The sequence below is a fragment of the Bradyrhizobium sp. AUGA SZCCT0105 genome (assembly GCF_018129565.1).
Lineage (GTDB): Bacteria > Pseudomonadota > Alphaproteobacteria > Rhizobiales > Xanthobacteraceae > Bradyrhizobium.
This window is the reverse complement of the sequence record NZ_JAFCMK010000007.1, coordinates 310,043-331,252: the sequence shown is the minus strand read 5'-3', so window position 1 is coordinate 331,252 and position 21,210 is coordinate 310,043. Positions and strand designations below refer to the sequence as shown.

At 65.5% G+C, this 21,210-nt stretch carries 22 protein-coding genes; 8 read left to right on the top strand and 14 right to left on the bottom strand.

The window, feature by feature from the left end:
- The first annotated feature begins 199 nt into the window (after positions 1-199).
- Entirely contained in the window at positions 200-925 is a 726-nt protein-coding gene (gene phbB / locus JQ573_RS30505; RefSeq protein ID WP_212311966.1) for an acetoacetyl-CoA reductase, read from the top strand.
- 137 nt (positions 926-1,062) lie between these two features.
- A complete protein-coding gene (locus tag JQ573_RS30500) occupies positions 1,063-1,929 on the top strand; it encodes a DMT family transporter (protein WP_212311965.1) in 867 nt (288 codons plus the stop codon).
- Here the strand turns inward: JQ573_RS30500 and JQ573_RS30495 are convergent.
- From JQ573_RS30495 to gloB, 3 genes are all read right to left on the bottom strand, one after another.
- A complete protein-coding gene (locus JQ573_RS30495; RefSeq protein WP_212311964.1) occupies positions 1,926-2,621 on the bottom strand; it encodes a flavin reductase family protein in 696 nt (231 codons plus the stop codon). The two genes, JQ573_RS30500 and JQ573_RS30495, sit on opposite strands and share 4 nt — an antisense overlap.
- Before the next feature lie 75 nt (positions 2,622-2,696).
- The gene (locus JQ573_RS30490; RefSeq protein ID WP_212311963.1) at positions 2,697-3,131 is read right to left on the bottom strand and encodes a cupin domain-containing protein; all 435 of its coding nucleotides are present in this window, start codon (positions 3,129-3,131) and stop codon (positions 2,697-2,699) included.
- Positions 3,131-3,898 carry a hydroxyacylglutathione hydrolase gene (gloB, locus tag JQ573_RS30485; RefSeq protein ID WP_212311962.1) on the bottom strand — a complete coding sequence of 256 codons (768 nt, stop codon included), beginning with the start codon at positions 3,896-3,898 and terminating at the stop codon, positions 3,131-3,133. The genes JQ573_RS30490 and gloB overlap by 1 nt, the downstream gene beginning before the upstream one ends.
- Positions 3,899-4,081: 183 nt before the next feature.
- On the opposite strand from gloB, the gene JQ573_RS30480 reads away from it, so the two are divergent.
- Positions 4,082-4,834, top strand: a complete 753-nt coding sequence (locus tag JQ573_RS30480) for a class I SAM-dependent methyltransferase (RefSeq protein WP_212311961.1) — start codon at positions 4,082-4,084, stop codon at positions 4,832-4,834.
- Positions 4,835-4,920: 86 nt separating this feature from the next.
- Here JQ573_RS30480 and JQ573_RS30475 read toward each other — a convergent pair whose 3' ends face one another.
- The 5 genes from JQ573_RS30475 to JQ573_RS30455 all read right to left on the bottom strand — a co-directional run bounded on the left by JQ573_RS30475 (position 4,921) and on the right by JQ573_RS30455 (position 12,307).
- Positions 4,921-5,700 carry a DUF4167 domain-containing protein gene (locus JQ573_RS30475; RefSeq protein ID WP_212311960.1) on the bottom strand — a complete coding sequence of 260 codons (780 nt, stop codon included), beginning with the start codon at positions 5,698-5,700 and terminating at the stop codon, positions 4,921-4,923.
- Positions 5,701-6,184: 484 nt separating this feature from the next.
- On the bottom strand, positions 6,185-7,066 hold the full coding sequence (prmC, locus tag JQ573_RS30470; RefSeq protein WP_212311959.1) for a peptide chain release factor N(5)-glutamine methyltransferase: 882 nt from the start codon (positions 7,064-7,066) through the stop codon (positions 6,185-6,187).
- Between the two features lie 183 nt (positions 7,067-7,249).
- Complete coding sequence (prfA, locus tag JQ573_RS30465; protein ID WP_212311958.1) at positions 7,250-8,329, bottom strand: peptide chain release factor 1; 1,080 nt, start codon at positions 8,327-8,329, stop codon at positions 7,250-7,252.
- 56 nt (positions 8,330-8,385) lie between these two features.
- Complete coding sequence (gene ptsP, locus JQ573_RS30460) at positions 8,386-10,653, bottom strand: phosphoenolpyruvate--protein phosphotransferase (RefSeq protein ID WP_212311957.1); 2,268 nt, start codon at positions 10,651-10,653, stop codon at positions 8,386-8,388.
- Positions 10,654-11,050: 397 nt separating this feature from the next.
- Positions 11,051-12,307: an aspartate kinase gene (locus tag JQ573_RS30455; protein WP_212311956.1), complete on the bottom strand. Its 1,257-nt coding sequence runs from the start codon at positions 12,305-12,307 to the stop codon at positions 11,051-11,053.
- A gap of 210 nt (positions 12,308-12,517) precedes the next feature.
- On the opposite strand from JQ573_RS30455, the gene JQ573_RS30450 reads away from it, so the two are divergent.
- The 3 genes from JQ573_RS30450 to JQ573_RS30440 all read left to right on the top strand — a co-directional run bounded on the left by JQ573_RS30450 (position 12,518) and on the right by JQ573_RS30440 (position 14,884).
- The gene (locus JQ573_RS30450; protein ID WP_212311955.1) at positions 12,518-12,985 is read left to right on the top strand and encodes a PH domain-containing protein; all 468 of its coding nucleotides are present in this window, start codon (positions 12,518-12,520) and stop codon (positions 12,983-12,985) included.
- 14 nt (positions 12,986-12,999) lie between these two features.
- Positions 13,000-13,752: a bifunctional 2-polyprenyl-6-hydroxyphenol methylase/3-demethylubiquinol 3-O-methyltransferase UbiG gene (gene ubiG / locus JQ573_RS30445; RefSeq protein WP_212311954.1), complete on the top strand. Its 753-nt coding sequence runs from the start codon at positions 13,000-13,002 to the stop codon at positions 13,750-13,752.
- 232 nt (positions 13,753-13,984) lie between these two features.
- Entirely contained in the window at positions 13,985-14,884 is a 900-nt protein-coding gene (locus JQ573_RS30440; RefSeq protein WP_212311953.1) for a DMT family transporter, read from the top strand.
- A gap of 1 nt (position 14,885) precedes the next feature.
- Here the strand turns inward: JQ573_RS30440 and JQ573_RS30435 are convergent, their stop codons facing one another.
- Genes JQ573_RS30435 through JQ573_RS30415 form a run of 5 tightly spaced genes read right to left on the bottom strand, consistent with a single transcriptional unit; the run spans position 14,886 to position 17,768 of the window.
- Positions 14,886-15,314, bottom strand: coding sequence for an EamA family transporter (locus tag JQ573_RS30435; protein WP_212311952.1), 429 nt, complete (start codon positions 15,312-15,314; stop codon positions 14,886-14,888).
- On the bottom strand, positions 15,311-15,781 hold the full coding sequence (locus JQ573_RS30430) for a DUF1178 family protein (protein ID WP_212311951.1): 471 nt from the start codon (positions 15,779-15,781) through the stop codon (positions 15,311-15,313). Before JQ573_RS30430 ends, JQ573_RS30435 begins: the two co-directional genes overlap by 4 nt.
- Entirely contained in the window at positions 15,778-16,656 is an 879-nt protein-coding gene (locus JQ573_RS30425) for a carbon-nitrogen hydrolase family protein (protein ID WP_173640112.1), read from the bottom strand. The genes JQ573_RS30430 and JQ573_RS30425 overlap by 4 nt, the downstream gene beginning before the upstream one ends.
- Positions 16,656-16,928: a glutaredoxin 3 gene (gene grxC / locus JQ573_RS30420; RefSeq protein ID WP_097671104.1), complete on the bottom strand. Its 273-nt coding sequence runs from the start codon at positions 16,926-16,928 to the stop codon at positions 16,656-16,658. The genes JQ573_RS30425 and grxC overlap by 1 nt, the downstream gene beginning before the upstream one ends.
- A gap of 30 nt (positions 16,929-16,958) precedes the next feature.
- A complete protein-coding gene (locus JQ573_RS30415; protein WP_212311950.1) occupies positions 16,959-17,768 on the bottom strand; it encodes a ComF family protein in 810 nt (269 codons plus the stop codon).
- 78 nt (positions 17,769-17,846) lie between these two features.
- Here JQ573_RS30415 and JQ573_RS30410 point away from each other — a divergent pair, with 78 nt between their 5' ends.
- On the top strand, positions 17,847-18,719 hold the full coding sequence (locus JQ573_RS30410; protein WP_212311949.1) for a methyltransferase domain-containing protein: 873 nt from the start codon (positions 17,847-17,849) through the stop codon (positions 18,717-18,719).
- Between the two features lie 406 nt (positions 18,720-19,125).
- On the opposite strand, the gene JQ573_RS30405 is transcribed toward JQ573_RS30410, so the two are convergent.
- A complete protein-coding gene (locus JQ573_RS30405) occupies positions 19,126-19,536 on the bottom strand; it encodes a (deoxy)nucleoside triphosphate pyrophosphohydrolase (protein WP_212311948.1) in 411 nt (136 codons plus the stop codon).
- A gap of 177 nt (positions 19,537-19,713) precedes the next feature.
- Between JQ573_RS30405 and JQ573_RS30400 the strand changes: the two genes are divergently transcribed.
- Positions 19,714-21,063: a TadE/TadG family type IV pilus assembly protein gene (locus JQ573_RS30400; protein WP_212311947.1), complete on the top strand. Its 1,350-nt coding sequence runs from the start codon at positions 19,714-19,716 to the stop codon at positions 21,061-21,063.
- Positions 21,064-21,210 lie beyond the last annotated feature (147 nt).

Here is a 21,210-nt window from a genome sequence, read left to right as displayed (position 1 = left end):
AGATGCCCGGCTTTGTGCCGGGCATTTTTGTTTCGAGAGCATGATCCGGAAAAGTTTGAAGCGGTTTCCAAAAGGATCATGCTCAAAAAAAGGGAGCTAAAGCGCGATGACGATTGAGCCTAATCTCATCGCGCTTTGTTGAGTGAGTGCGAAGACCGGAGTGATCCGGTTATAAAAGACGGCCAAGGAGGAGACGGACATGGCACGTGTTGCATTGGTGACGGGCGGAACGCGGGGCATTGGAGCTGCAATCAGCAAGGCGATGAAAGCGGCGGGCTACAAGGTGGCGGCAAGCTACGCCGGCAATGACGCCGCGGCGGAGAAGTTCAAGGCGGAGAGCGGCATCCCGGTCTACAAGTGGGACGTCGCATCGTTCGACGCCTGCGCGGCCGGCGTGAAGCAGGTCGAGGCCGATCTCGGTCCGATCGATGTGCTCGTCAACAATGCCGGTATCACCAAGGACACTGCATTCCACAAGATGACGTTGGAGCAGTGGACTGCCGTGATCAACACCAACCTCGGCTCGCTGTTCAACATGACGCGCCAGGTGATCGAAGGCATGCGCGCCCGCAAGTTCGGTCGCGTCATCTCGATCTCCTCGATCAACGGCCAGAAGGGCCAGTTCGGCCAGGTCAACTACTCTGCGGCAAAGGCCGGCGACATCGGCTTCACCAAGGCGCTCGCGCTGGAGAACGCCAAGGGCGGCATCACCGTCAACGTGATCTGCCCGGGCTACATCAACACCGAGATGGTGCAGGCGGTGCCGAAGGACGTGCTCGAGAAGAACGTGATCCCGCAGATTCCGGTCAACCGGCTCGGCGAACCCGAGGAGATCGCGCGCGCCGTGGTCTTCCTCGCGGCTGACGAGGCGGGCTTCATTACCGGCTCGACGCTGACCATCAACGGCGGCCAGTATCAGGCCTGACGCGAGAAGCGTCGTCGCGTCGCAGAGGTTCCCAATCAAGTCGTGATGCCCGGCCTTGTGCCGGGCATTTTCGTCGTTACAACCGCGAGGCGCGAAGCAGAGACGTGGCTGGCCCGGCCACGACGGATTGAACTCAGATGACGACCCGAACTGCCACCCTTGTCGGACTGACCGCCATCCTGATGTGGTCGCTGCTGTCGGTCATGACGGTGGCGACCGGGGCGATCCCGGCGTTCCAGCTCGCCGCCATGACGTTTGCGATCGGCGCCGCGGTCGCGTTCGCAAGCTTCCTGTTCCGTCCCGCAGCGTTCGACGCACTGAAGCAGTCGCCGGTTGCCTGGCTCGTCGGTGTCGGCGGGCTGTTCGGCTATCACGCGCTGTATTTCCTCGCGCTACGGTTCGCGCCACCGGCCGAGGCCGGCCTGCTCAACTATCTCTGGCCGCTGTTGATCGTGCTGTTTTCGTCGCTGCTGCCGGGCGAGCGGCTTGCGATCCATCACATCATCGGCGCGCTGCTTGGCCTTGCCGGCACCGTGCTGCTGTTCGCCGGCAACACCGGCGCCTTCACAAGAGCGCAGATTCCAGGTTTCGCGGCGGCCTTCGTCGCGGCGTTCGTCTGGGCCGCCTATTCGGTGATGTCGCGCCGGCTCAAGGCAGTGCCGACCGACGCGGTGGCGGGCTTCTGCCTGGCCACGGCCGCGCTCGCCGCGCTGGTGCACATGATGGTGGAAACCACGGTGTGGCCCGCGACACCGCCGCAATGGCTCGCGGTTGCAGCACTCGGCATCGGTCCGGTGGGCGCTGCGTTCTTCGCCTGGGACATCGGCATGAAGCGGGGCGACATCCGCGTGCTCGGCGCCGCATCCTACGCCACGCCGCTGCTCTCGACCGCGTTCCTGATCGCCGCGGGTTTTGCCAAGCCCAGCGCCAACATCGCAATCGCCGCGATCCTGATCGCCGGTGGCGGCCTGATCGCGGCGAAAGACATGGTCTGGAAACACTAGGCGGCTGGCCGCCAGCCAGGCGGCTTGTAAGCGCCTTCCGGAATTTGCCCGAGCACGGAATGCTTCAGCTTCTGGGGCGACAGGCCATAGAACTGCTGAAAACTCATGATCAGCGGTCGCCATTTGTCGGGATCGATGCGGTCGGTTTGGCCGTCCATCAAAATTCCCGGATGAGCGTGCACGCGGGTCACGCGCACCTCGATTGCCATGAGATGGCCGCGCCAGACCTCGTCCTCCTGCGCCATTCTGTGGACGTGGGCGACCTTCGCCTCAATCTGTACCGGGCACTCGGCGGCGCGCGGGGCGGTGACGGTCTCGCCGTGCAATCGCGTCAAGCCGCTGATGTCGAACTTGTCCCGTTCGTGCCGATAACCGCGCTTGATCTTTCCTGCCGGCACTGGGTTCGAGCCGGTGGTGCGCGCCAGAGCATTGACGGCATCGACAAGATCGACCGATGGGAGATTGAGCACGCATTCGCCGGTGCGGATCATGTTCTCGGTGGTCTTGGAATTGCTTGCGAGGCCAAGCATGCATCGCCAGCCAACCCACCATGCCGACGACATCGGCGCCAGATTGGGCGAGCCATCTTCATTGGTCGAACCAATCAGAACGACGGGTGTCCCGAAGTAGAGTATGGCCGGCTCAATGCTCCGCGATTCCGCAGTGCGTGTGATATCGATGGTGCTGAGCATGCTGGCTTCCTCATGTGAAGCCTAGAGCTAATGGCTTGGTGCCCGCTTACCCACCCGATTCCCGAGTACCTTTTTTCAGTTGCCGGGGAACCAATCGGGCTTTGCCATCTCGAACTTCGCAAACTCAAATCCCGGCGCCACGGTGCAGCCGACCAGCGTCCAGTCGCCGCCGCTTTCCGCGGCCTGCCAGGCGCCTGCCGGCACGATTGCCTGTGGCTGCTCGCCGTGCGCGACATCAGGCCCGAGCGTGATCGCATGCGGTAGGCCGCCGTCCTGCGCGATCTTCAGCGTTAGCGGCGCGCCGGCGTAGTAGTGCCACATCTCGACAGCGTCGATGCGGTGCCAGTGCGAACGTTCGCCGCGCGCGAGCAGAAAATAGATCGCGGTCGAATGCGCACGTCCACTGGCATCACAGCGCTCGTCGCGAAACGTCTCGCGATAATGGCCGCCTTCGGGGTGCGGCTGCAGCGCGAGCCGCGCGATGATGTCGGCAGCCGAGAGCTGTGACATCAGGACTTGTTCTTGCGCTCGCGGAGCTCGCCGAACACCAGCGCCGGGTCGGCGCCCTTCATGTGCAGCTTGGCCGCGACCGCCGGCTCGTCGGCCCGCAGGAACACATTGGCCTTCTTCTCGTCGCCCAGCAGCACGGGAATCGTCGGCTTGTTCTCGGCGCGCAGCTTCGTCACTTCCTCGGCGCGGGCCTGCAAATGCGGATTGTCGCCCTCGATGGTGAGCGCGAACTTCACGTTGGAGGCGGTGTATTCATGGCCGCAATAGAGACGGAAATCGTCCGGCAGCGAACGCAGCTTGAGAAGCGAATCCCACATCATGGGATAGGTGCCTTCGAACACCCGGCCGCATCCGATCGAGAACAGCGTGTCGGCGGCGAACACCGCCTTCTCGCCGTCGAACACATAGGAGATATGGTCCAGCGTATGGCCGGGGGTCTCGACCACGCGCGCGAGCAGGCTGCCGACCTTGATGACGTCGGCATTGGCGGCGCGCAGATCGACATTGGCAATCTTGGCCGACTGGTCGTGCGGCGCGACGACGCGGCATCCATATTTCTGCTTCAGCTCGGCGACGCCGCCGACATGGTCGCCATGGTGATGGGTGATCAGGATGTCGGTCAGCGTCCAGCCTTCGTGCTCCAGCGCCTTGATGATCGGGCCGGCCTCCGGCGCGTCGATCGATGCCGTCGCCTTGGTGGCGGGATCGTGGATCAGGTACCCGAAATTGTCGGTGAGGCAGCTGAAGGTGCGAATTTCGGCGGTCATGATATCTCCACGAACAAACGGGACGGACATTTCAGAGCATGGCCTTTTCGAAAAGCCGGCGTCGCCGTTTCCGGATCATGCTCTTACCGCGCCCAATATAGGGGTGAAATATGGCGTTAACGCTCCGGCGGCAACGCAAATTTCGGCGCTCCCCGGCTGCAGGGGGCATGTTAGGCTGGGATCATGGACGTCATCGACCTCCGCGACTTCTATTCGCAGCGCCTCGGCATCGTGGCGCGGCAGCTGATCAACCGTGGCATCCGTGCGCGGTGGCCGAACGCGGAAGGCCTGCGCGTGCTCGGCCTCGGCTATCCGACGCCTTACCTCGGCCTGTTCCGTGATACCTGCGAGCGCTGCATTGCGTTCATGCCGGCGGCCCAGGGCGTGCTGAAATGGCCGACCGGCCGGCCTGCGCTGGCGACCCTGATCGACGAATTCTCGATGCCGCTGCCGGATGCCGCGGTCGACCGCGTGCTGCTGGTGCATGCGCTGGAGATGTCCGACGATCCGGAGCGGCTGCTGCGCGAGGTGTGGCGGGTGCTGTCGCCGTCGGGGCGGCTGATCGCGATCATCCCGAACAGGCGCGGCGTCTGGACCCGCACCGATACCACGCCGTTCGGCCATGGCCGGCCCTATTCGCGGGCGCAGATCACCCAGCTGTTGCGGCAGACCTGGTTCACGCCGGCGTCATGGGGTGAGGCGCTGTTCATGCCGCCGGTGCAGGGCAGCTGGTTCCTGCGCTCGGCGATGGCGTGGGAGCGGGTCGGCGCGGCGCTGTCGATGCCGTTCGCCGGCGTGCATATCGTGGAAGCGAGCAAGCAGGTCTATCGCGCGATCCCGGCGCGCCGCGAACGGACGCAGCTGATCCCGTCATTGCGTCCGGTGCTGGTGCCGTCCTCGACGGCGACGCGCAAATCCAGTCACGCGGAGTCGTAGGAAGACGCGGAGTCGTGAGACGACTCGGAGTCGCGACGCGGATCATTCACCCTCCCCGTGAAGGGAGGGTGACAGATTTTCAGGGGTTACTCGTTGCCCGGATTGAAGTCGTCGCTCGGCGCCGGCTGCGCCGCCATGTCGGGGCGCGGGCCGTGCGGACGGCGGCGCCGGCGCGGAAAGCGCTCGCTCCGTTCGCCGCGTTCTGCGCCGCCATTGTTGGTTTCATAGGGGCCACCGTTGACCTGCGGCTGCGCGCCGCCGGTGATGAACGAAGGCAGGCGATCGACGCCGCCGGCATCGGCCAGCACCGGCTGCGGCTGGTTCTGCGGTAGCGGTTGATACTGCGGCTGCGGACGATGCTCGCGTTCGCGGTGCTCACGCGGCTGCTGCTCGCGCGGCGGCTGGTCACGCTCGCGATGCTCGCGCGGCTGCTGGTAGGGCTGCTGGCCGTTGTCGCGCATGAATGGCTGTTGCTGCTGCGGCACGAAGCCCGGCTCCTGGCCGAAGCTCGAATAGCCGTCGCTGTCGTCGTCGCCGTCTTCGGTCTGCGTCACCTCGGCGTCGGGGCGCGGCGGCTGCTGATTCTGCCGGAACTGCTCCTGCGCGGTCGCGATGATCCGGTAGTAGTGCTCGGCGTGCTGGTAGTAGTTCTCGGCTGCCACCGGATCGCCGGAGGAGCGTGCATCGCGCGCAAGCTGGACGTATTTCTCGGCCACGTGGGAGGCCGTGCCGCGGATCTTGATGTCGGGTCCGTTCGATTCGTACACCCGTGTCAGGGGATTCTGGCCGCGCCGGTTATTATTGTTGTTGTTATTGTTGTTGTTATTCCGGTTGCGCATCCGCTTGTTGTTCTGACCGTTTCTCATCTGTCGCCTTTTATTCCAGCCCTGAAGTTATTGCAGTCCACAGTCCGATTTCTCAGAAGTCCGATTCCCAGATTCCGATTCGGCGCGCGTCTAGGCGCACGGAATCGCAATACCGTTCGAAGTGGCATCGATGTCGCCGACCATCTCGTTCAGCAAAGTCGCGTTCAGCAAAGACGCGTTCCCCAACCGCCGCCGGCCAAACACGCCAGCGACAAAATCATTCCGCCCGTTGAGACAGGCCCAGTTCTCGTGCGTAAGTGTTCAAGCGCAATAACAGGCTTTCGTTCGCTTGGCGGTCGAGAGCAGCACAGCTTCGGCTATTGCGCTCAATGAGACCTGCGTTCCTGGAACCTTTCGATCGGCGGGCTCTGCTGAACCCTGGTCATCACCCGTAACGGTTACGGGGCCAGCACCGATGTTGTGGGCGGAACGTAGTCGTTCCCGGGGGATATTCCAAGAGGTTTTTTTGCGTTCCAATAGGACTTTATCGGGGCAGCCGGCGGGCTGAAACGGCCCTCGGAACACCCCCGAGATCGGCCTTGGGCGGCCCCGTTGGGGATAACCCGGAAGCCGTCATCAGCGCTTCAACGTCGCCGCTCTGGCCCTGTCCGACTTCCACAACCAGAAATCCACCCGAGGTCAGAAGACCCGCAGATTGCGAAATCAGCGCGCGGTAGGCGTCGAGCCCGTCGGCGCCGCCGTCGAGCGCCGCGCGCGGGTCGTGCGCGCGGACCTCGATGTCGAGACCGGCGATGTCCGCCGAGGGGATGTAGGGCGGATTGGACACGATCAGGTCGAACGCGCCGGTCAGCGCGCTGCCATAGTCGCACGCGATCCATGTCGCGCGTTGGCTAAGTCCGAGCTCGGCGGCGTTCCGGCTCGCCGTCTGCAGCGCCTCCGCCGAGATGTCGGTGCCGAAGCCATGCGCGTTCGGCAGTTCCGAGAGCAGCGCCAGCAGGATCGCGCCCGAACCGGTGCCGAGATCGGCGATCCGCAACGCGCGCTCGGCCGCGCCGTCGGCGCGCAGCAGTTCGAGCGCGCGCTCGATCACGGTCTCGGTGTCGGGACGCGGCACCAGCGTCGCGGCGGTCAGATGCAGCGGCAGTCCCCAAAATTCCTTGATGCCGAGAATGCGCGCGACCGGTTCGCCGGCGAGGCGGCGGCGCGCCAGGCCCTCAAGGCGATCCGCTTCGTCCTGGGTCAGCGTACGTTTCGCTGCCGTGACCATGCCGGTCAGATCGAGGCCAAGCGCCGCGCCGACCAGCAGCCGTGCATCGAGTTCGGCGGAGTCGTTGCCGGCCGATTGCAACTGCGCAGCAAGTGCGCGGCGGGCCGTCTCGACTGTTGCGTTGACCACAGGCGCCATCACGCAGTGTCCTCGCGCAACACCAACCGCCCGTCGTCCCCGCGAAAGCGGGGACCCATACGCCGCGGCCCTTCGATCTGGGCGGTCGGGGTCGATATCGGGATCAACAATGACGCCCTGTGGTTATGGGTCCCTGCTTTCGCAGGGACGACGACGATCAATGGAGCCAGCAGCCGGATCGGTTCACGCCGCCGCGCCCTGTGCCGCGAGCTGCGCGGCCTGGTGCTCGGTGGTCAGCGCATCGATCAGTTCGCCGAGCGCCTCGCCCGCGATCACCTGCGGCAGCTTGTAGAGCGTCAGGTTGATGCGATGGTCGGTGACTCTCCCTTGCGGGAAATTATAGGTGCGGATCCGCTCCGAGCGGTCGCCGGAGCCGACCTTCTCCTTGCGGTCGGCGGAGCGCGCGGCGTCGACGCGCTGGCGCTCGGCGTCATAGATGCGCGAGCGCAGGATATTCATCGCCGACGCGCGGTTTTTGTGCTGCGAGCGGCTGTCCTGCATCATCACCACGATGCCGGTCGGCAGATGGGTGATGCGGATCGCGGATTCGGTCTTGTTGACGTGCTGGCCGCCGGCGCCGCCGGCGCGCATGGTCTCGATCCTTAAGTCGGTGTCCTTGATGTCGACGTCGACGTCCTCGACCTCGGGCAGCACGGCGACCGTGGCGGCCGAGGTGTGGATGCGGCCCTGCGTCTCGGTGTCGGGCACGCGCTGCACGCGGTGCACGCCGGACTCGAATTTCAGCTTGGCGAAGGCGCCACGGCCCTGCACCTCGGCGATGATTTCCTTGTAGCCGCCGACGGTGCCTTCGCTCGCCGAGATCACCTCGACCTTCCAGCCCTGCAAGGCCGCGAAGCGCTCATACATCCGGAACAGGTCGCCGGCGAACAGCGAGGCCTCGTCGCCGCCGGTACCGGCGCGGATTTCCAGCACCACGTTGCGGTCGTCCATCGCGTCCTTCGGCAATAGCGCGATCCGGATCTCCTGTTCGAGCTCGCCGATGCGCGCCTGCAGCGTTTCCATCTCCGCTTCCGCCATGCTGCGCATCTCGGGATCGGTCCCCGCATCCGCCAGCATCGCCTCGGCGTCAGCGAGTTCCGACCGGGCGGAGCGATAGACCTTCACCGCATCGATCAGCGGATTGAGCTCGGCGAGCTCGCGGGTGATCTGCACATAGCGCTCGGAGTTGACCTGGCCGAGCAGCTCGGCCTCCAGCGAGGCGTGATGGGCGAGCAGGACGTCGAGTTTGGCTTCGGGTAGCATGGCGGAGTCTCGAATTGCTGAAAGCGCGAAGGGGTGGCAGAGGCGCGGCAGCGTCGCTACAAGGCCAGCCCCTCGGTTTCCGCAAACTTCGTCAGCGCCTCGCGGATCGACACGCTGCCAACCGGCGCGTCCACCAGCGGATTGATCATCGCTTCAGCCTTCTTGGCGTCGAGGTCGAGGATCAGCGCCTTGACCGGGCCATGCGCAGTTGCTGACAATGAAAGCGAACGGTAGCCGAGCGCGATCAGCGCCAGCGCGCCGATCGGCTTCGACGCCATCTCGCCGCACAGCGACGCGGCCTTCTTCGCGATCTTGGCCTTGCGCACGATGTCGCGCAGCGCGCGCAGGATCGGCGCCGACAGGGTGTCGAAGCGTTCCGAGACCTTGGCATTGCCGCGATCGACCGCGAACAGGAACTGGAACAGGTCGTTGGAGCCGACCGAGACGAAGTCGACCTTCTTCAGCAGCTCGTCGAGCTGGTAGAGCAGGGCCGGCACCTCGACCATGGTGCCGATATCGATCCGCTCGGGCAGCGAATGGCCGTGCTGGCGCAGATAGGTCAGCTCGCGCTCGACGATCGCCTTGGCCTGGTCGAACTCGGCGATGTCGGAGATCATCGGGAACATGATCTTCAGCGCACGGCCGCCGCCGGCGCGCAGCAGCGCGCGGATCTGGCCGCGCAGCAGGCCGGGGCGGTCGAGGCCGAGCCGGATCGCGCGCCAGCCGAGCGCGGGATTTTCCTCGACCACGGTCTCCATATAGGGCAGCGCCTTGTCACCGCCGATGTCGAGCGTGCGGAAGGTGACGGGCTTGGCGCCGGCGGCATCGAGCACGGTGCGGTACAGCGCGAGCTGGTCGCTCGAACGCGGCAGGCTCGGGCTCACCATGAACTGCAATTCGGTGCGGAACAGGCCGATGCCGGCGCTGCCGGTGTCCTCGATATGCGGCAGGTCGATGGTCAGGCCGGCATTGATCAGGAGCTCGATCGGCTGGCCGTCCTTGGTCACGCAAGGCTTGTCGCGCAGAGCCGAATATTGCGCCTGCCGCCGCGCCCGGAACCGGACGCGCTCGGCGTAGGCGGATTCGATCTCGGCGGAGGGGCGGACATAGATCTCGCCGGAAATGCCGTCGACGATGATGGCATCGCCCGGATCGGCAATGCCGGGCGCGTTCGGCACCTCGCCGACCGCGGGAATGCCGAGCGCGCGCGCCACGATCGAGACGTGGGAATTCGCGGTGCCTTCCTCCAGCACCAGGCCGCGCAGCCGCTTGCGGTCATAGTCGAGCAGCGCCGCGGGGCCCATCGCGCGGGCGATCAGGATGGCGTTGTCGGGCAGCTGCTCGCGCGTCGGCGCATGGTCCTGGCCGACCAGTTGCCGCATCAGGCGATGGCCGAGATCCTCGAGATCGTGCAGCCGGTCGCGCAGATAGGGATCGGTCGAGCGCAGCATGCGCGCGCGGGTGTCGGACTGCACGCGTTCGACGGCGGCTTCCGCGGTGAGGCCGGTGGCGACCGCCTCATGCAGCTTGTGCGACCAGCCCTGGTCGTTGGCGAACATGCGGTAGGCTTCCAGCACCTCGCGGTGCTCGCCGCCCTCGGCAACGTCGCCACGCTCCAGCATGCGGTCGAGATCGGCGCGCAGATTGGCGAGCGCAGTGTCGAGCCGCTTGATCTCCTTCGGCAGGTCCTCGGCGATATAGTTGGTGATGACGACGCGCGGCTCGTGCAGCACGACATGGCCGAGCGCGATGCCGTCGGAGAGCACCGCGCCGGTCTTGTGCAGCGAGTGCCGCGCGGCGGGCTCGGCGCCGGGCTGGGCCAGCGCGGCAAGCTCGCCGGAGGCGATCATCTCCGCCAGCACCATGGCGGTGGTCTGCAGCGCCTCGACCTCTTCCTCGACATAGGTGCGCTTGGCGCGGTTCTGCACCACAAGCACGCCGAGCGTGTTGCCGGCGCGCAGGATCGGCACGCCGAGGAACGAGTGGTAGATCTCTTCGCCGGTCTCCGGGCGGTAGGCGAAGGCGGGGTGGCTTTGCGCGTCGGAGAGATTGAGCGGCGTCGCCTCGCTGGCAACGAGGCCGACCAGGCCCTCATGCGCGCTCAGCACGGTGCGATGCACGGCGTCGCGGTTCAGACCCTCGGTGGCGTAGAGCTCGAGTGTGTTGTCGATGCGCAGCACGTAGCAGGAGCAGACCTCGGCCACCATGTTGGCCGCGATCAGCACCACGATCTTGTCGAGGCGTTCCTGGGCGGAGACTTGCTCCGCCATGGTTTCGCGGAGCCGTCTCAACAGGACGCGGGGGCCTCCCGACGCGCTCCGCATGTGCTTCAGTCCCTCCCCACCAGGCCGGCGCACGGGGCCGGTCGGCCGTTGGCGCAAAACTCGTCAAAAACAACAATTTTAGTCATTCGGCGTCGCCGCTCGCGCCAGTTCCCGCCGATTCGGGATCGCACAAACTGTGCCACAGTTTGCGACAGCCCACCTGACTGGCCGTATAGCCAATCGAGGCTCGCTTTGCCAAGCAAAACGCCTGCCAGTAGCAAATAACGTCTGCGTCAGCCCTATGCTGCGCCCGCTAAGAGAAATTCTAACTCCGGGATGTGGGTACCGGAGGACGGCCAATGCTCCGCCTCGTCATTCCCCGGTGCGCAATTGCGCACCTGAGGGCTCTCGCGTCGCGGGCCCCGGAATGACGAAAGGAAGGGGGCCCCGGAAAGCCCTACGCCTGGTCCAGCCCGTACAGCGTGTGCAGCGTGCGGACCGCGAGTTCGGTGTAGGCGGCGTCGATCAGGACCGAGAACTTGATCTCGGAGGTGGTGATGGCGCGGATGTTGATGTTGCGGTCGGCCAGCGCCTTGAACGCCTTGGCGGCGACACCGGCATGGCTGCGCATGCCGCTGCCGATCACCGAGACCTTGGCGACGTCGGTCGCGGTGTCGAGCCTGATATAGCCGATCTTGGCCTTGGCGGAGGTAATGGTGTCCCTGGCGCGGTTGTAGTCGGTGGCCGGCACGGTGAAGGTGAGGTCGGTGGTCTTGCCGTCCTCCGACACGTTCTGCACGATCATGTCGACGTTGATGTTGGCATCCGCGAGCGGCCCGAAGATCGCCGCGGCGACGCCGGGCTTGTCCTCGATCTGGCGCACGGAAATCTGGGCTTCGTCCTTGGAGAAGGCGATGCCGGTGACGACGTGCATTTCCATGATTTCCTCCTCGCTGCAGATCAGCGTGCCCGGCGGCTGGTTGGCGTGCGGGTCGATATCCTCTGGCTTGTCGAAGCTGGAGCGCACGAAGATCGGCATGTTGTGCACCATGCCGAGTTCCACCGAGCGAACCTGCAGCACCTTGGCGCCCTGCGAGGCCAGCTCCAGCATGTCCTCGAATGCGATCTTGTCGAGCCGGCGCGCCTTCGGCACCACGCGCGGGTCGGTGGTGTAGACGCCGTCGACGTCGGTGTAGATGTCGCAGCGGTCGGCCTTCAGCGCAGCCGCGATCGCCACCGCCGAGGTGTCCGAACCGCCGCGGCCGAGCGTGGTGATGCGGCCGGTCTGCGGGTTGATGCCCTGGAAGCCGGCGATCACCGCGACCTCCTTGCGTTCCTTGAAGCGGTCGATGATCTCGCTGCCGTCGATATCGACGATGCGCGCCGAAGCGTGCGCGTCCGAGGTCTTGATCGGGATCTGCCAGCCCTGCCAGGAGCGCGCCTGGATGCCGATGCCCTGCAGCACGATCGCGAGCAGCCCCGAGGTGACCTGTTCGCCGGAGGCGACCACCGCGTCATATTCGCGCGCGTCGTGCATCGGCGAGGCCTCGGTGCACCAGCCCACCAGCTCGTTGGTCTTGCCGGACATCGCGGAGACGACGACGGCGACTTGGTGGCCGGCGTCGACCTCGCGCTTCACGTGCTGGGCGACGTTGCGGATACGATCAATATTGGCGACGGACGTACCGCCGAATTTCATCACGAGGCGGCCCATGACGACGCGTCTATTCCTTTAAGAGGATAAGTAGGTTAACCCACGCCGAAAACCGCAAGCGCGGGCACCGAAAGGCGCGTATACATAGCGCCGCGCCCGGGGGCAAGCCGGTTGGTAGGGGTCTCCGGAGGGTCTTTTGGGGGTGTTTTGCCGGTTGCGGGCGGGCTGTGGCGCAAGGGTGACTCGCGGGTAACGCGAAGGCGGGATTGGATGGGACGCTATATCGACGAAATCCTGCAGCCCGGCGAGAAGGTGCTGTATTCCACCAATGCGCACTGGATGTTCTATCTGCCGGCGATCGCGGCCTGGATCGTGGTGCTGGCGCTGCTGATCCTGTCCCGGATGACGATGGTCGACGCCTTGGTGCTGGCCTGCCTGGCGGCCGCCGCCGTGGTCGCGGTCGCGGCGCTGTACTGGACCGGCGCGGCCTGGTTCCATCGCTGGACCACGGAAACCGACGTCACCAATTTCCGCGTGGTGCACAAGAGCGGCTTCATCAAGCGGCGCACCTTCGAAATGAGCCTCGACAAGGTCGAGAGCGTCGACGTCAACCAGAGCATCATGGGGCGCCTGCTCAATTATGGCGACGTCACCATCCGCGGCGTCGGCGAGGGCATCGAGACCATCAAGACCATTGCCTCGCCGCTGTCGTTTCGCAATTCGATCACCGCGCGATAGGGGCGCGCGCAATCATGGCCACAACGCTTTCCAATTCCACCGCCGCCTCGGTCGATCCGGCCGAGGTCGCGAAATTCTCAAAGCTGTCGGATGAGTGGTGGGATCCGCGCGGCAAGATGGCGCCGCTGCACAAGATCAATCCGCTGCGCTTGACCTATATCCGCGACGCCGCCTGCCGCAAGTTCGAGCGCAACGCCAAGAGCCTGAGCTGCCTGTCCGGCCTGCGCCTGCTCGACATCGGCTGCGGCGCCGGGCTGTTGTGCGAGCCGTTCACGCGGCTCGGCGCCCAGGTGATCGGGATCGATCCCTCCGCCACCAACATCGCGGCCGCGAAGCTGCATGCCGACAAGGGGCATCTGTCGATCGACTACCGCTGCACCACGGTGGAGGAGATGGACGGACGCGAGCGCTTCGACATCGTGCTGGCGATGGAGGTGGTCGAGCACGTCGTCGATGTCGGCGCCTTCATCAAGCGCTGCGCCGTCATGCTCAAGCCGGGCGGGCTGATGGTGGTCTCGACCTTGAACCGCAACTGGAAGAGCTTCGCGCTGGCGATTGTCGGCGCCGAATACGTGCTGCGCTGGCTGCCGCGCGGCACCCATGACTGGAGCAAGTTCGTCACCCCCGCCGAGCTCGAGCGCTATCTCGGCGACGTCAACCTCGCCGTCACCGAACAGGCCGGCGTGGTCTACAACCCGCTCGCCGACAAATGGACCGTCTCGTCCGACATGGACGTGAACTACATGGTGGTGGCTGAGGAGGTGTAGCCTTCACCTCCCCCGCCCATGGGGGAATCCGTAGCCCGGATGGAGCGCAGCGCAATCCGGGACTCCTTCGTCCGCGGTTAAGCTGGCCCCGGATTGCGCTGCGCTTCATCCGGGCTACGGGGAGTTTGCGGCTCGATCGCAATCCAGTCATGCGCCGGCTCGGTTGACCGCGTCGGCGGCAATCGGCACGTTGTGCGCGTACTCCCGCCCCGGCGCACTTTCCTCGTCCCGCATGTTCTCAATCGCCTCGCTCTGGATTCCCTTCACCATTGTCGCTGCGTTCGGGCAGGTGGCGCGCAATGCGATGCAGCGGCATCTGACCGGGCCGCTCGGGACCTGGGGCGCGACCAATATTCGCTTCCTGTTCGGGCTGCCGTTCGCGGTGGTGTTCTTCGCGCTGGCGGTGCTGCTGACCGGCGATCGCGTGCCGTGGCCGGCGGCGTCGTTCTGGCCGTGGCTGTTGTCCGGCGCGCTCAGCCAGATCGTCGGCACCGGCTTCATGCTGCTGGCGATGAACGACCGCTCCTTCGTGGTGACCACGGCCTATATGAAGACCGAGGCGATCCAGACCGCGATCTTCGGCTTCATCTTCCTCGGCGACCATCTGACGACGCCTAAGGTGATCGCGATCGTGATCGCCACGATCGGCGTCGTCGTCACCGCGCTCAGGCCGGGCGGCTCGAAGAGCTTTGCCGATCTGCGGCCGACCGTGCTCGGCCTCGGCGCCGCCGCGGTGTTCGCGATCTCGGCGGTGAGTTTTCGCGGCGCGATCATTGCCGTGCCCGGCGTCTCGTTTGTGACGGCGGCCTCCTACACGCTGATGTGGAGCCTGTTCGTCCAGACGCTGATCCTGTCGGTCTATCTGCTGCTGCGCGCGCCCGACGTGCTGCGAAAAATCCTCGGCCTGTGGCGACCGTCGATGTTCGCGGGCTTCATGGGCGCGTTCTCCTCGCAGTTCTGGTTCCTGGCGTTCGCGCTCACCGCGGCCGCCAACGTGCGCACGCTGGCGCTGATCGAGGTGCTGTTCGCGCAGGGCGTGGCGTATTTCTCGCTCAAGCAGCCGTTCTCGCTGCGTGAGGTTTTGGGCATCGTCCTGATCGTGATCGGCGTCGCGCTGCTGATCGCGGCTTAGATCAACCCTTCACGGCGATCAGCACCGCGCCGGCCGAGATCAGCGCGATCCCGATCCAGCCATAGGGCGAGGGGCGCTCGCCGAGGAATACGGCGCCGAACAGCGCCACCAGCACCACGCTGAGCTTGTCGATCGGCGCGACCAGCGTCGCGGGGCCGAGCTTCAGCGCGCGGAAATAGCAGATCCACGACGCGCCGGTGCCGAGCCCGGACAGCAGCAGGAACAGCCAGCTCTTGCCCGAGATCGGTCCGGCCTGGGTGAATTGTCCGGTCGCGAACAGGATCGCCGACAGCGTGATCAGCACGACCACGGTGCGGATCAAGGTGGCGAGATCGGAGTTGATGCCCTCGACGCCGACCTTGGCGAAGATCGCGGTCAGCGCCGCGAAAATGGCCGAAAGAAACGCCCAGACCTGCCAGGTCGCGGTCAATTCCGGTCTTCCGGCAGCGTCGGCAGCGGCGAGACCTCGACGCCTTCGTCGATCAGCGCGCGCGCCTCCTCGGGCGAGGCCTCGCCATAGATCGGCCGATGCTCGATATCGCCGTAATGCATCTTGCGCGCCTCGTTCGGGAAGCGGTCGCCGACATTGTCGGCGTTCTTCACGATGTGGTCGCGCAGTTCCTTCAGCTTGCTGCGCAACTCGCGCTCCTGCGCCATCATCAGCGATGTCGATTCGGGTGGCGTCGCCTCGACGGGGGCGGCCGGCGCCGGCCGGGCCGGTTCGCGGCCCTTCTTGCTGACGATTTGCGGCGCCATGATCGCGCGCTCGATCTTGTCAGAGCCGCAGGACGGGCAATCGATCAAATGACGCCGCTCCTGCGATTCATAGGCCGAAGAGCTCTGGAACCAGCTCTCGAACTGATGGCCGCGCTCGCAGCGCAGCGTGTAGCGGATCATGCCGAACCCCGGACGAGGTGCAGATGCTCCGGGCCGGCCTTGGGGTCGGCGATGCCGAAACGCCTGCCGTGCTGAAGTGAAGGGATGGTCTTGCGCGCGGTCTCGACCTTGGCGGGATCGATCTCGGCCAGGAACACGCCGGGCTCGACGCCGCCCTCGGCGAGGATCTCGCCCCAGGGGTCGATGATCAGCGAATGGCCGAAGGTCTCGCGCTTGTTCTCATGCAGGCCGGCTTGCGCCGCTGCGAACACGAAGCAGCCGGTCTCGATGGCGCGGGCGCGCAGCAAGGTGTGCCAATGCGCTTCGCCGGTCTTGCGGGTGAAGGCAGACGGCACGGTGAGGAACGACGCGCCGGCTTCGGCGAGCGCGCGGTAGAGCGCCGGGAAGCGCACGTCGTAGCAGATCGTCAATCCGATCCGGCCCCAGGGCAGGTCGGAGATCACGGCGGTCTCGCCGGGCTGGTAGTTGGCCGATTCGCGATAGCTCTCGCCGCCTGGCAGGTCGATGTCGAACATATGGATCTTGTCGTAGCTCGCGAGCACATTGCCCTCGGGCCCGATCAGGAACGAGCGGTTGACCGCCTTCTCCGGCGAGTAGCGCAGCGCCAGCGAGCCGATATGCAGGTGGATCTTCAGTTCGGCGGCCAGCGCGCGATAGGCCTGCAGCGACTTGTCGTCCTCTTCGCTCGCCAGATGCTCGAACAACGCCTTGCGGTTCAGCTGCATCATGTTGCTGACCTCGGGGGTCAGCACGTATTTGGCGCCTTGCGCCGCCGCTTCGCGGATCAGCCGCGTGCCTTGCTCCAGGCTCGGCTCGGGCAGTAATCCGGTGCGCATCTGCACCATGGCGGCGGTGAAAATGTTGTCCGTGCTCATCAGGCGCCGCCTCCGTTGCTGAGCAGGCCGTCGAGCTTGCCCTCGCGGTCGAGCGCGTAGAGCTCGTCGCAGCCGCCGACATGGGTCTTGTCGATGAAGATCTGCGGGAACGTCGAGCCCGCGCCGGCGCGATCGTACATCTCGTCGCGGTACGCCGGGTTGCTGGCGACGCTCAATTCGGTGAACGCGGCGTTCTTGCGCGTCAAAAGCGATTTGGCCGCGGTGCAATAACCGCAGCCCGGGCGGGTATAGATTTCGATGGCAGCGGTCATGGTGTGCTCGGTTGAAACAGAAGTCACAGATTATATGGGAGCGCGGTGGGTATCGACAACCCGGGCAAACACCAGCACGTCGACCTGTGCGGCTTTGGCGCGCAACAGCGCCCGCGCGCAGGCATCCACTGTGGCGCCCGAGGTCAGGACGTCATCGACCAGGACCACGCGGCGGCCCTGGATGTCAGCCTTGCGTTCATCGGCGACCCCGAATGCGCCCTGCACATTGCTGGCGCGGTCCTTGCGCGACAGCCCGATCTGCTGCTCGGTGGCGCGGGTGCGCCGCAGCGCCTCGGAGACCATTTTGACGCCGCTCTGGCCGGCGATCACCTTGGCGAGCGCGCCGGACTGGTTGTAGCGCCGGCTCCAGCCGCGCCGCCAATGCAGCGGAACCGGCACCAGCATGTCGGCATCCCCCAGCAATTCCTTCCCCGCCCGCGCCATCCAGCGGCCCATTGTCGGCGCGAGATCGGTGCGGTCCTGGTATTTCAATGCGTGTACCAGGGTGCGCGCGACGTCGTCATAGCGCACCGCGGCGCGGGCTCTGCTGTAGGCGGGCGGATTGGCGATCGCCTCCATCGACAGCAGCTCGGGACCTGGATCGTAGACAAAGGGAATCCCGAGCCGCGGGCAGAACGGCGGCGCGATGAACGACAATTTGGCCCAGCAGGCCGCGCAGACGCCCTCGCCATGAACCGGCTCGCGGCAGGACACGCATAGCGTCGGCAGCGCGATATCGAGCGCCAGCCGCGCGGTGCGCAGCCACGCGCCCCCAACCGCGCCAAGCGCACGCTGCAAATGACCGGTAATGGAGCGTGTCGGTGATGCCTCGGCGTCCATGGCAGATGAGGCTAGCGTTTGAGCCGCACGGGCTCAAGGCGCATTGCCTGCGGCGGCGGTCCGGCGTAACCAGCGCGGATGGCAACGACCCCGGCCACGGCCCCGATCCTGTTCGATCGCGCATTGCTTGGCGCGCGGCTGGCGCGCGCGCGGCGCGAGGGGGCGGCGACGTTCCTGCTCGAGCGCGCCACCGAGGACATGGCCGACCGCTTGCTGGCGGTGTCGCGCAGCTTTTCTTCCGCGGCCGACGTCTGGACGCCGGGTGACGGGCTTGCGGACGCCCTGCGCGGACGAGTCGGATCAGTCGATACGATCGGTTTCGCTGAGACGGAAGCGCTCGGCCTGCCGCCCGAGTCGCTCGATCTCGCGGTCTCCGCGCTGGCGCTCCAGTTCGTCAATGATCTGCCGGGCGTGCTGGCGCAACTTCGCCGGGCGCTGAAGGGCGACGGGCTGCTGCTTGCGGCGATGCTGGGCGGCGACACGCTGACCGAGCTCAGGCAGAGCTTTGCCGCGGCGGAGGCGGAGTGCGAGGGCGGCGTGTCGCCGCGCGTCGCGCCGTTCGCCGATTTGCGCGACATCGGCGCGCTGTTGCAGCGGGCCGGCTTTGCGCTGCCGGTCACCGATGTCGACCGCGTCGTGGTGCGCTACGCCAGCGCGTTCGCCCTGATGGCCGATCTCAGGCGCATGGGCGCGACCAATGTGCTGCGCGAGCGCCGCCACACCCCGACCCGCCGCGCCACCATGCTGCGGATGGCGCAAATCTACGGCGAACGATTCGCCGACCCCGACGGCCGCATCCGCGCCACCTTCGACATCGTCTGGCTCTCCGGCTGGGCGCCGCATGAGAGCCAGCCGAAGCCGCTGAAGCCGGGTTCGGCGAAGGCGAGTCTCGAGGCGGCGGTGAAGGCTTCATCCTCCCCTGAAGGGGGAGGATCGACGCGAATGAAATGAGCGGCGAGGTGGGGTGACGGTCTCTCAACTCGAACAGTGCCCGTGTTGAGAGACCGTCACCCCACCTCGATCCGCATTCCGCTGCGCTTCATGCGGATCGATCCTCCCCCTTCAGGGGAGGATGAAGAGATCACAGCAGCAAATCCATCAGATACGGCAGCAGCGGGATGTCCGCGGGCCGCATCGGGACTGTGGCCGTGGCAGAAGTCCGCACAGATGCCATAGCGATCGCCCCCGTGGCGGCGGTTGCTTGCACGATTTCGGAATATTGGAAAAATACCCGTGAGTTGCCCGACGTGTCAAGTCGCCTGGTCGAACGCCGGCCGCCGCCGGCTACTGTGCATGGGGTTGTTTTCGATATTTTGGGTAGCCGCGCTTTCCCCGCAAGCGGGAGAGGCGAAGAAGATCACAGCAACAGATCCATCAGATGCGGCAGCAGCGGAATGTCCGCCGGCGGCATCGGGTAGTCGCGCAGCTTGCTGGCGCGGACCCAGGCGAGGTTCTGGCCCTCGCGCGCCACCGCCATGCCCTCCCATCGCCGGCAGATGTAGAGCGGCATCAGCAAATGGAAGGTTTCGTAGGCATGGCTGGCGAAGGTCAGCGGCGCGAGGCACGGCTCGCTCACAGTGATGCCGATCTCCTCATGCAACTCGCGGATCAGGGTCTGTTCCGGCCGCTCGCCGGGCTCGATCTTGCCGCCGGGGAATTCCCACAGTCCCGCCAACGCCTTGCCTTCGGGACGCTGCGCCAGCAGCACGCGCTTGTCGGCATCGACCAGCGCGCAGGCGACGACGAGGGTCAGCTTGATGTCAGCCATGCAGCACGAATATTCCTTCTTAGGTTGCAAGCTTTCATTAACCAGCAACGCGCCGTCAGCCAAACGATTTGTGCCTGCGCGCTTTTTCCGCATTCGCGATAAGTCGGCCTTAATGCGCAGCCGGCAGGGTGAAGGTCCTGATTTATCAGCCCATCATTTTCTCTGCCGACATAACCCATGCGCACCTTGCTCCGGACCGTCAGCCGTTTCCGCCGCGATCGCTCCGGCAACATCGCGATGATCTTCGGCCTGGCCTCGCTACCGCTCCTCGTCGCGGTCGGATGCGCGGTCGACTATTCCCGCGCCAACCAGATCCGCAGCAAGCTGATATCCGCCGCCGACGCGGCGAGCGTCGGATCGGTCGCCAAGGCATCGCCCGGCTTCATCGCGGCCGGCGCCATGACCTCGGACGGCGAGATTTCGGCCGGCGAGGCCGACGCGAAGAAGATCTTCAACGGCAACGTCTTCAACCAGAACGGCTTCACGCTGACCAGCGTGACGCCGACCATGATCAAGAGCGGCGGCACCATCACCTCGACGGTCCAGTTCACCGCCGATGTCCCGACCATGTTCCTCGGCGTGTTGGGGCGGAGCAAGGTGTCGGTGTCGGGCACCTCGACCTCGACCGCGAACATGCCGCTCTATATCGATTTCTATCTGCTGCTGGACAATTCGCCGTCGATGGGGGTCGGCGCCACGCCGACGGACGTCGCCAAGCTGGTCACGGCCACCACCGGCAACAGCTTCAAGCCGAACGACCAGTGCGCCTTCGCCTGCCACGACTACAACGACCCCAACAACTACTACAACCTGGCGAAATCGCTTGGCGTCACGACGCGGATCGACGTGCTTCGCAGCGCGACCCAGCAATTGATGGACACCGCGGCGGCGACCCAGACCTATTCGAGCCAGTTCCGCATGGCGATCTATGACTTCGGCGCGTCCTCGGCGACCTACGGCTTGCGAAGCCTGTTTTCGCTGTCGTCGAGCCTGTCGAGTGCAAAATCGGCGGCCGGCAACATCGATCTGATGGGCGTCTACGGCAACAACGATTCCTACACCGCGGACAAGGACAGCCAGTTCACCGCGATTTTCCCCCAGATCAACAACGCGATCGCAAACCCGGGCGCCGGCACGTCGTCGGCGCCGCTCAAATATCTGTTCTTCGTATCCGACGGGGTCGCCGACGAGCCGAATTCAAGCTGTCTTAAGCCGATCACCGGCAGCAATCGCTGCCAGTCGCCGATCAATCCGGCGCTCTGCGATGCGATCAAGAAGCGCAACATCAAGATCGCGGTGCTCTACACCACCTATCTGCAGCTGCCGACCAACAACTGGTACATGACCTGGATCGATCCGTTCAATCAGGGCCCGTTCGGCCCGTCGCCGAACAGCCAGATCGCACAGAACATGCAGGCCTGTGCGTCGCCGGGCTTCTATTTCGAGGTCAGCCCGACGCAAGGCATCGCGGACGCGATGAACGCGCTGTTCAAGAAGGCGGTCGCCGACGCGCGGATCAGCAGTTAGCGAAAGCTCACGCTCTCTCTCCGTCACCCTGAGGAGGCCGCGAAGCGGCGCTATCAGGGCCGTCCATCCTCCGAGGCTCGCTCCGCTCGCACCTCCAGCGACAAAGGCGAAGCCTTTGCGCGGGGATGACGGGACTCACACCGTCAT

Excerpts from the sequence above, each read along its gene's own strand:
- prfA (WP_212311958.1), bottom strand. The coding sequence starts at position 8,329 with ATGCTACCCGAAGCCAAACTCGACGTCCTGCTCGCCCATCACGCCTCG.
- JQ573_RS30415 (WP_212311950.1), bottom strand. The coding sequence starts at position 17,768 with ATGGACGCCGAGGCATCACCGACACGCTCCATTACCGGTCATTTGCAG.
- JQ573_RS30500 (WP_212311965.1), top strand. The coding sequence starts at position 1,063 with ATGACGACCCGAACTGCCACCCTTGTCGGACTGACCGCCATCCTGATG.
- grxC (WP_097671104.1), bottom strand. The coding sequence starts at position 16,928 with ATGACCGCTGCCATCGAAATCTATACCCGCCCGGGCTGCGGTTATTGC.
- JQ573_RS30455 (WP_212311956.1), bottom strand. The coding sequence starts at position 12,307 with ATGGGCCGCCTCGTGATGAAATTCGGCGGTACGTCCGTCGCCAATATT.
- JQ573_RS30495 (WP_212311964.1), bottom strand. The coding sequence starts at position 2,621 with ATGCTCAGCACCATCGATATCACACGCACTGCGGAATCGCGGAGCATT.
- JQ573_RS30490 (WP_212311963.1), bottom strand. The coding sequence starts at position 3,131 with ATGTCACAGCTCTCGGCTGCCGACATCATCGCGCGGCTCGCGCTGCAG.
- gloB (WP_212311962.1), bottom strand. The coding sequence starts at position 3,898 with ATGACCGCCGAAATTCGCACCTTCAGCTGCCTCACCGACAATTTCGGG.
- phbB (WP_212311966.1), top strand. The coding sequence starts at position 200 with ATGGCACGTGTTGCATTGGTGACGGGCGGAACGCGGGGCATTGGAGCT.
- JQ573_RS30410 (WP_212311949.1), top strand. The coding sequence starts at position 17,847 with ATGGCAACGACCCCGGCCACGGCCCCGATCCTGTTCGATCGCGCATTG.
- JQ573_RS30475 (WP_212311960.1), bottom strand. The coding sequence starts at position 5,700 with ATGAGAAACGGTCAGAACAACAAGCGGATGCGCAACCGGAATAACAAC.
- JQ573_RS30480 (WP_212311961.1), top strand. The coding sequence starts at position 4,082 with ATGGACGTCATCGACCTCCGCGACTTCTATTCGCAGCGCCTCGGCATC.
- JQ573_RS30400 (WP_212311947.1), top strand. The coding sequence starts at position 19,714 with ATGCGCACCTTGCTCCGGACCGTCAGCCGTTTCCGCCGCGATCGCTCC.
- JQ573_RS30430 (WP_212311951.1), bottom strand. The coding sequence starts at position 15,781 with ATGATCCGCTACACGCTGCGCTGCGAGCGCGGCCATCAGTTCGAGAGC.
- JQ573_RS30425 (WP_173640112.1), bottom strand. The coding sequence starts at position 16,656 with ATGAGCACGGACAACATTTTCACCGCCGCCATGGTGCAGATGCGCACC.
- JQ573_RS30450 (WP_212311955.1), top strand. The coding sequence starts at position 12,518 with ATGGGACGCTATATCGACGAAATCCTGCAGCCCGGCGAGAAGGTGCTG.
- prmC (WP_212311959.1), bottom strand. The coding sequence starts at position 7,066 with ATGGCGCCTGTGGTCAACGCAACAGTCGAGACGGCCCGCCGCGCACTT.
- ubiG (WP_212311954.1), top strand. The coding sequence starts at position 13,000 with ATGGCCACAACGCTTTCCAATTCCACCGCCGCCTCGGTCGATCCGGCC.
- JQ573_RS30440 (WP_212311953.1), top strand. The coding sequence starts at position 13,985 with ATGTTCTCAATCGCCTCGCTCTGGATTCCCTTCACCATTGTCGCTGCG.
- ptsP (WP_212311957.1), bottom strand. The coding sequence starts at position 10,653 with ATGCGGAGCGCGTCGGGAGGCCCCCGCGTCCTGTTGAGACGGCTCCGC.
- JQ573_RS30405 (WP_212311948.1), bottom strand. The coding sequence starts at position 19,536 with ATGGCTGACATCAAGCTGACCCTCGTCGTCGCCTGCGCGCTGGTCGAT.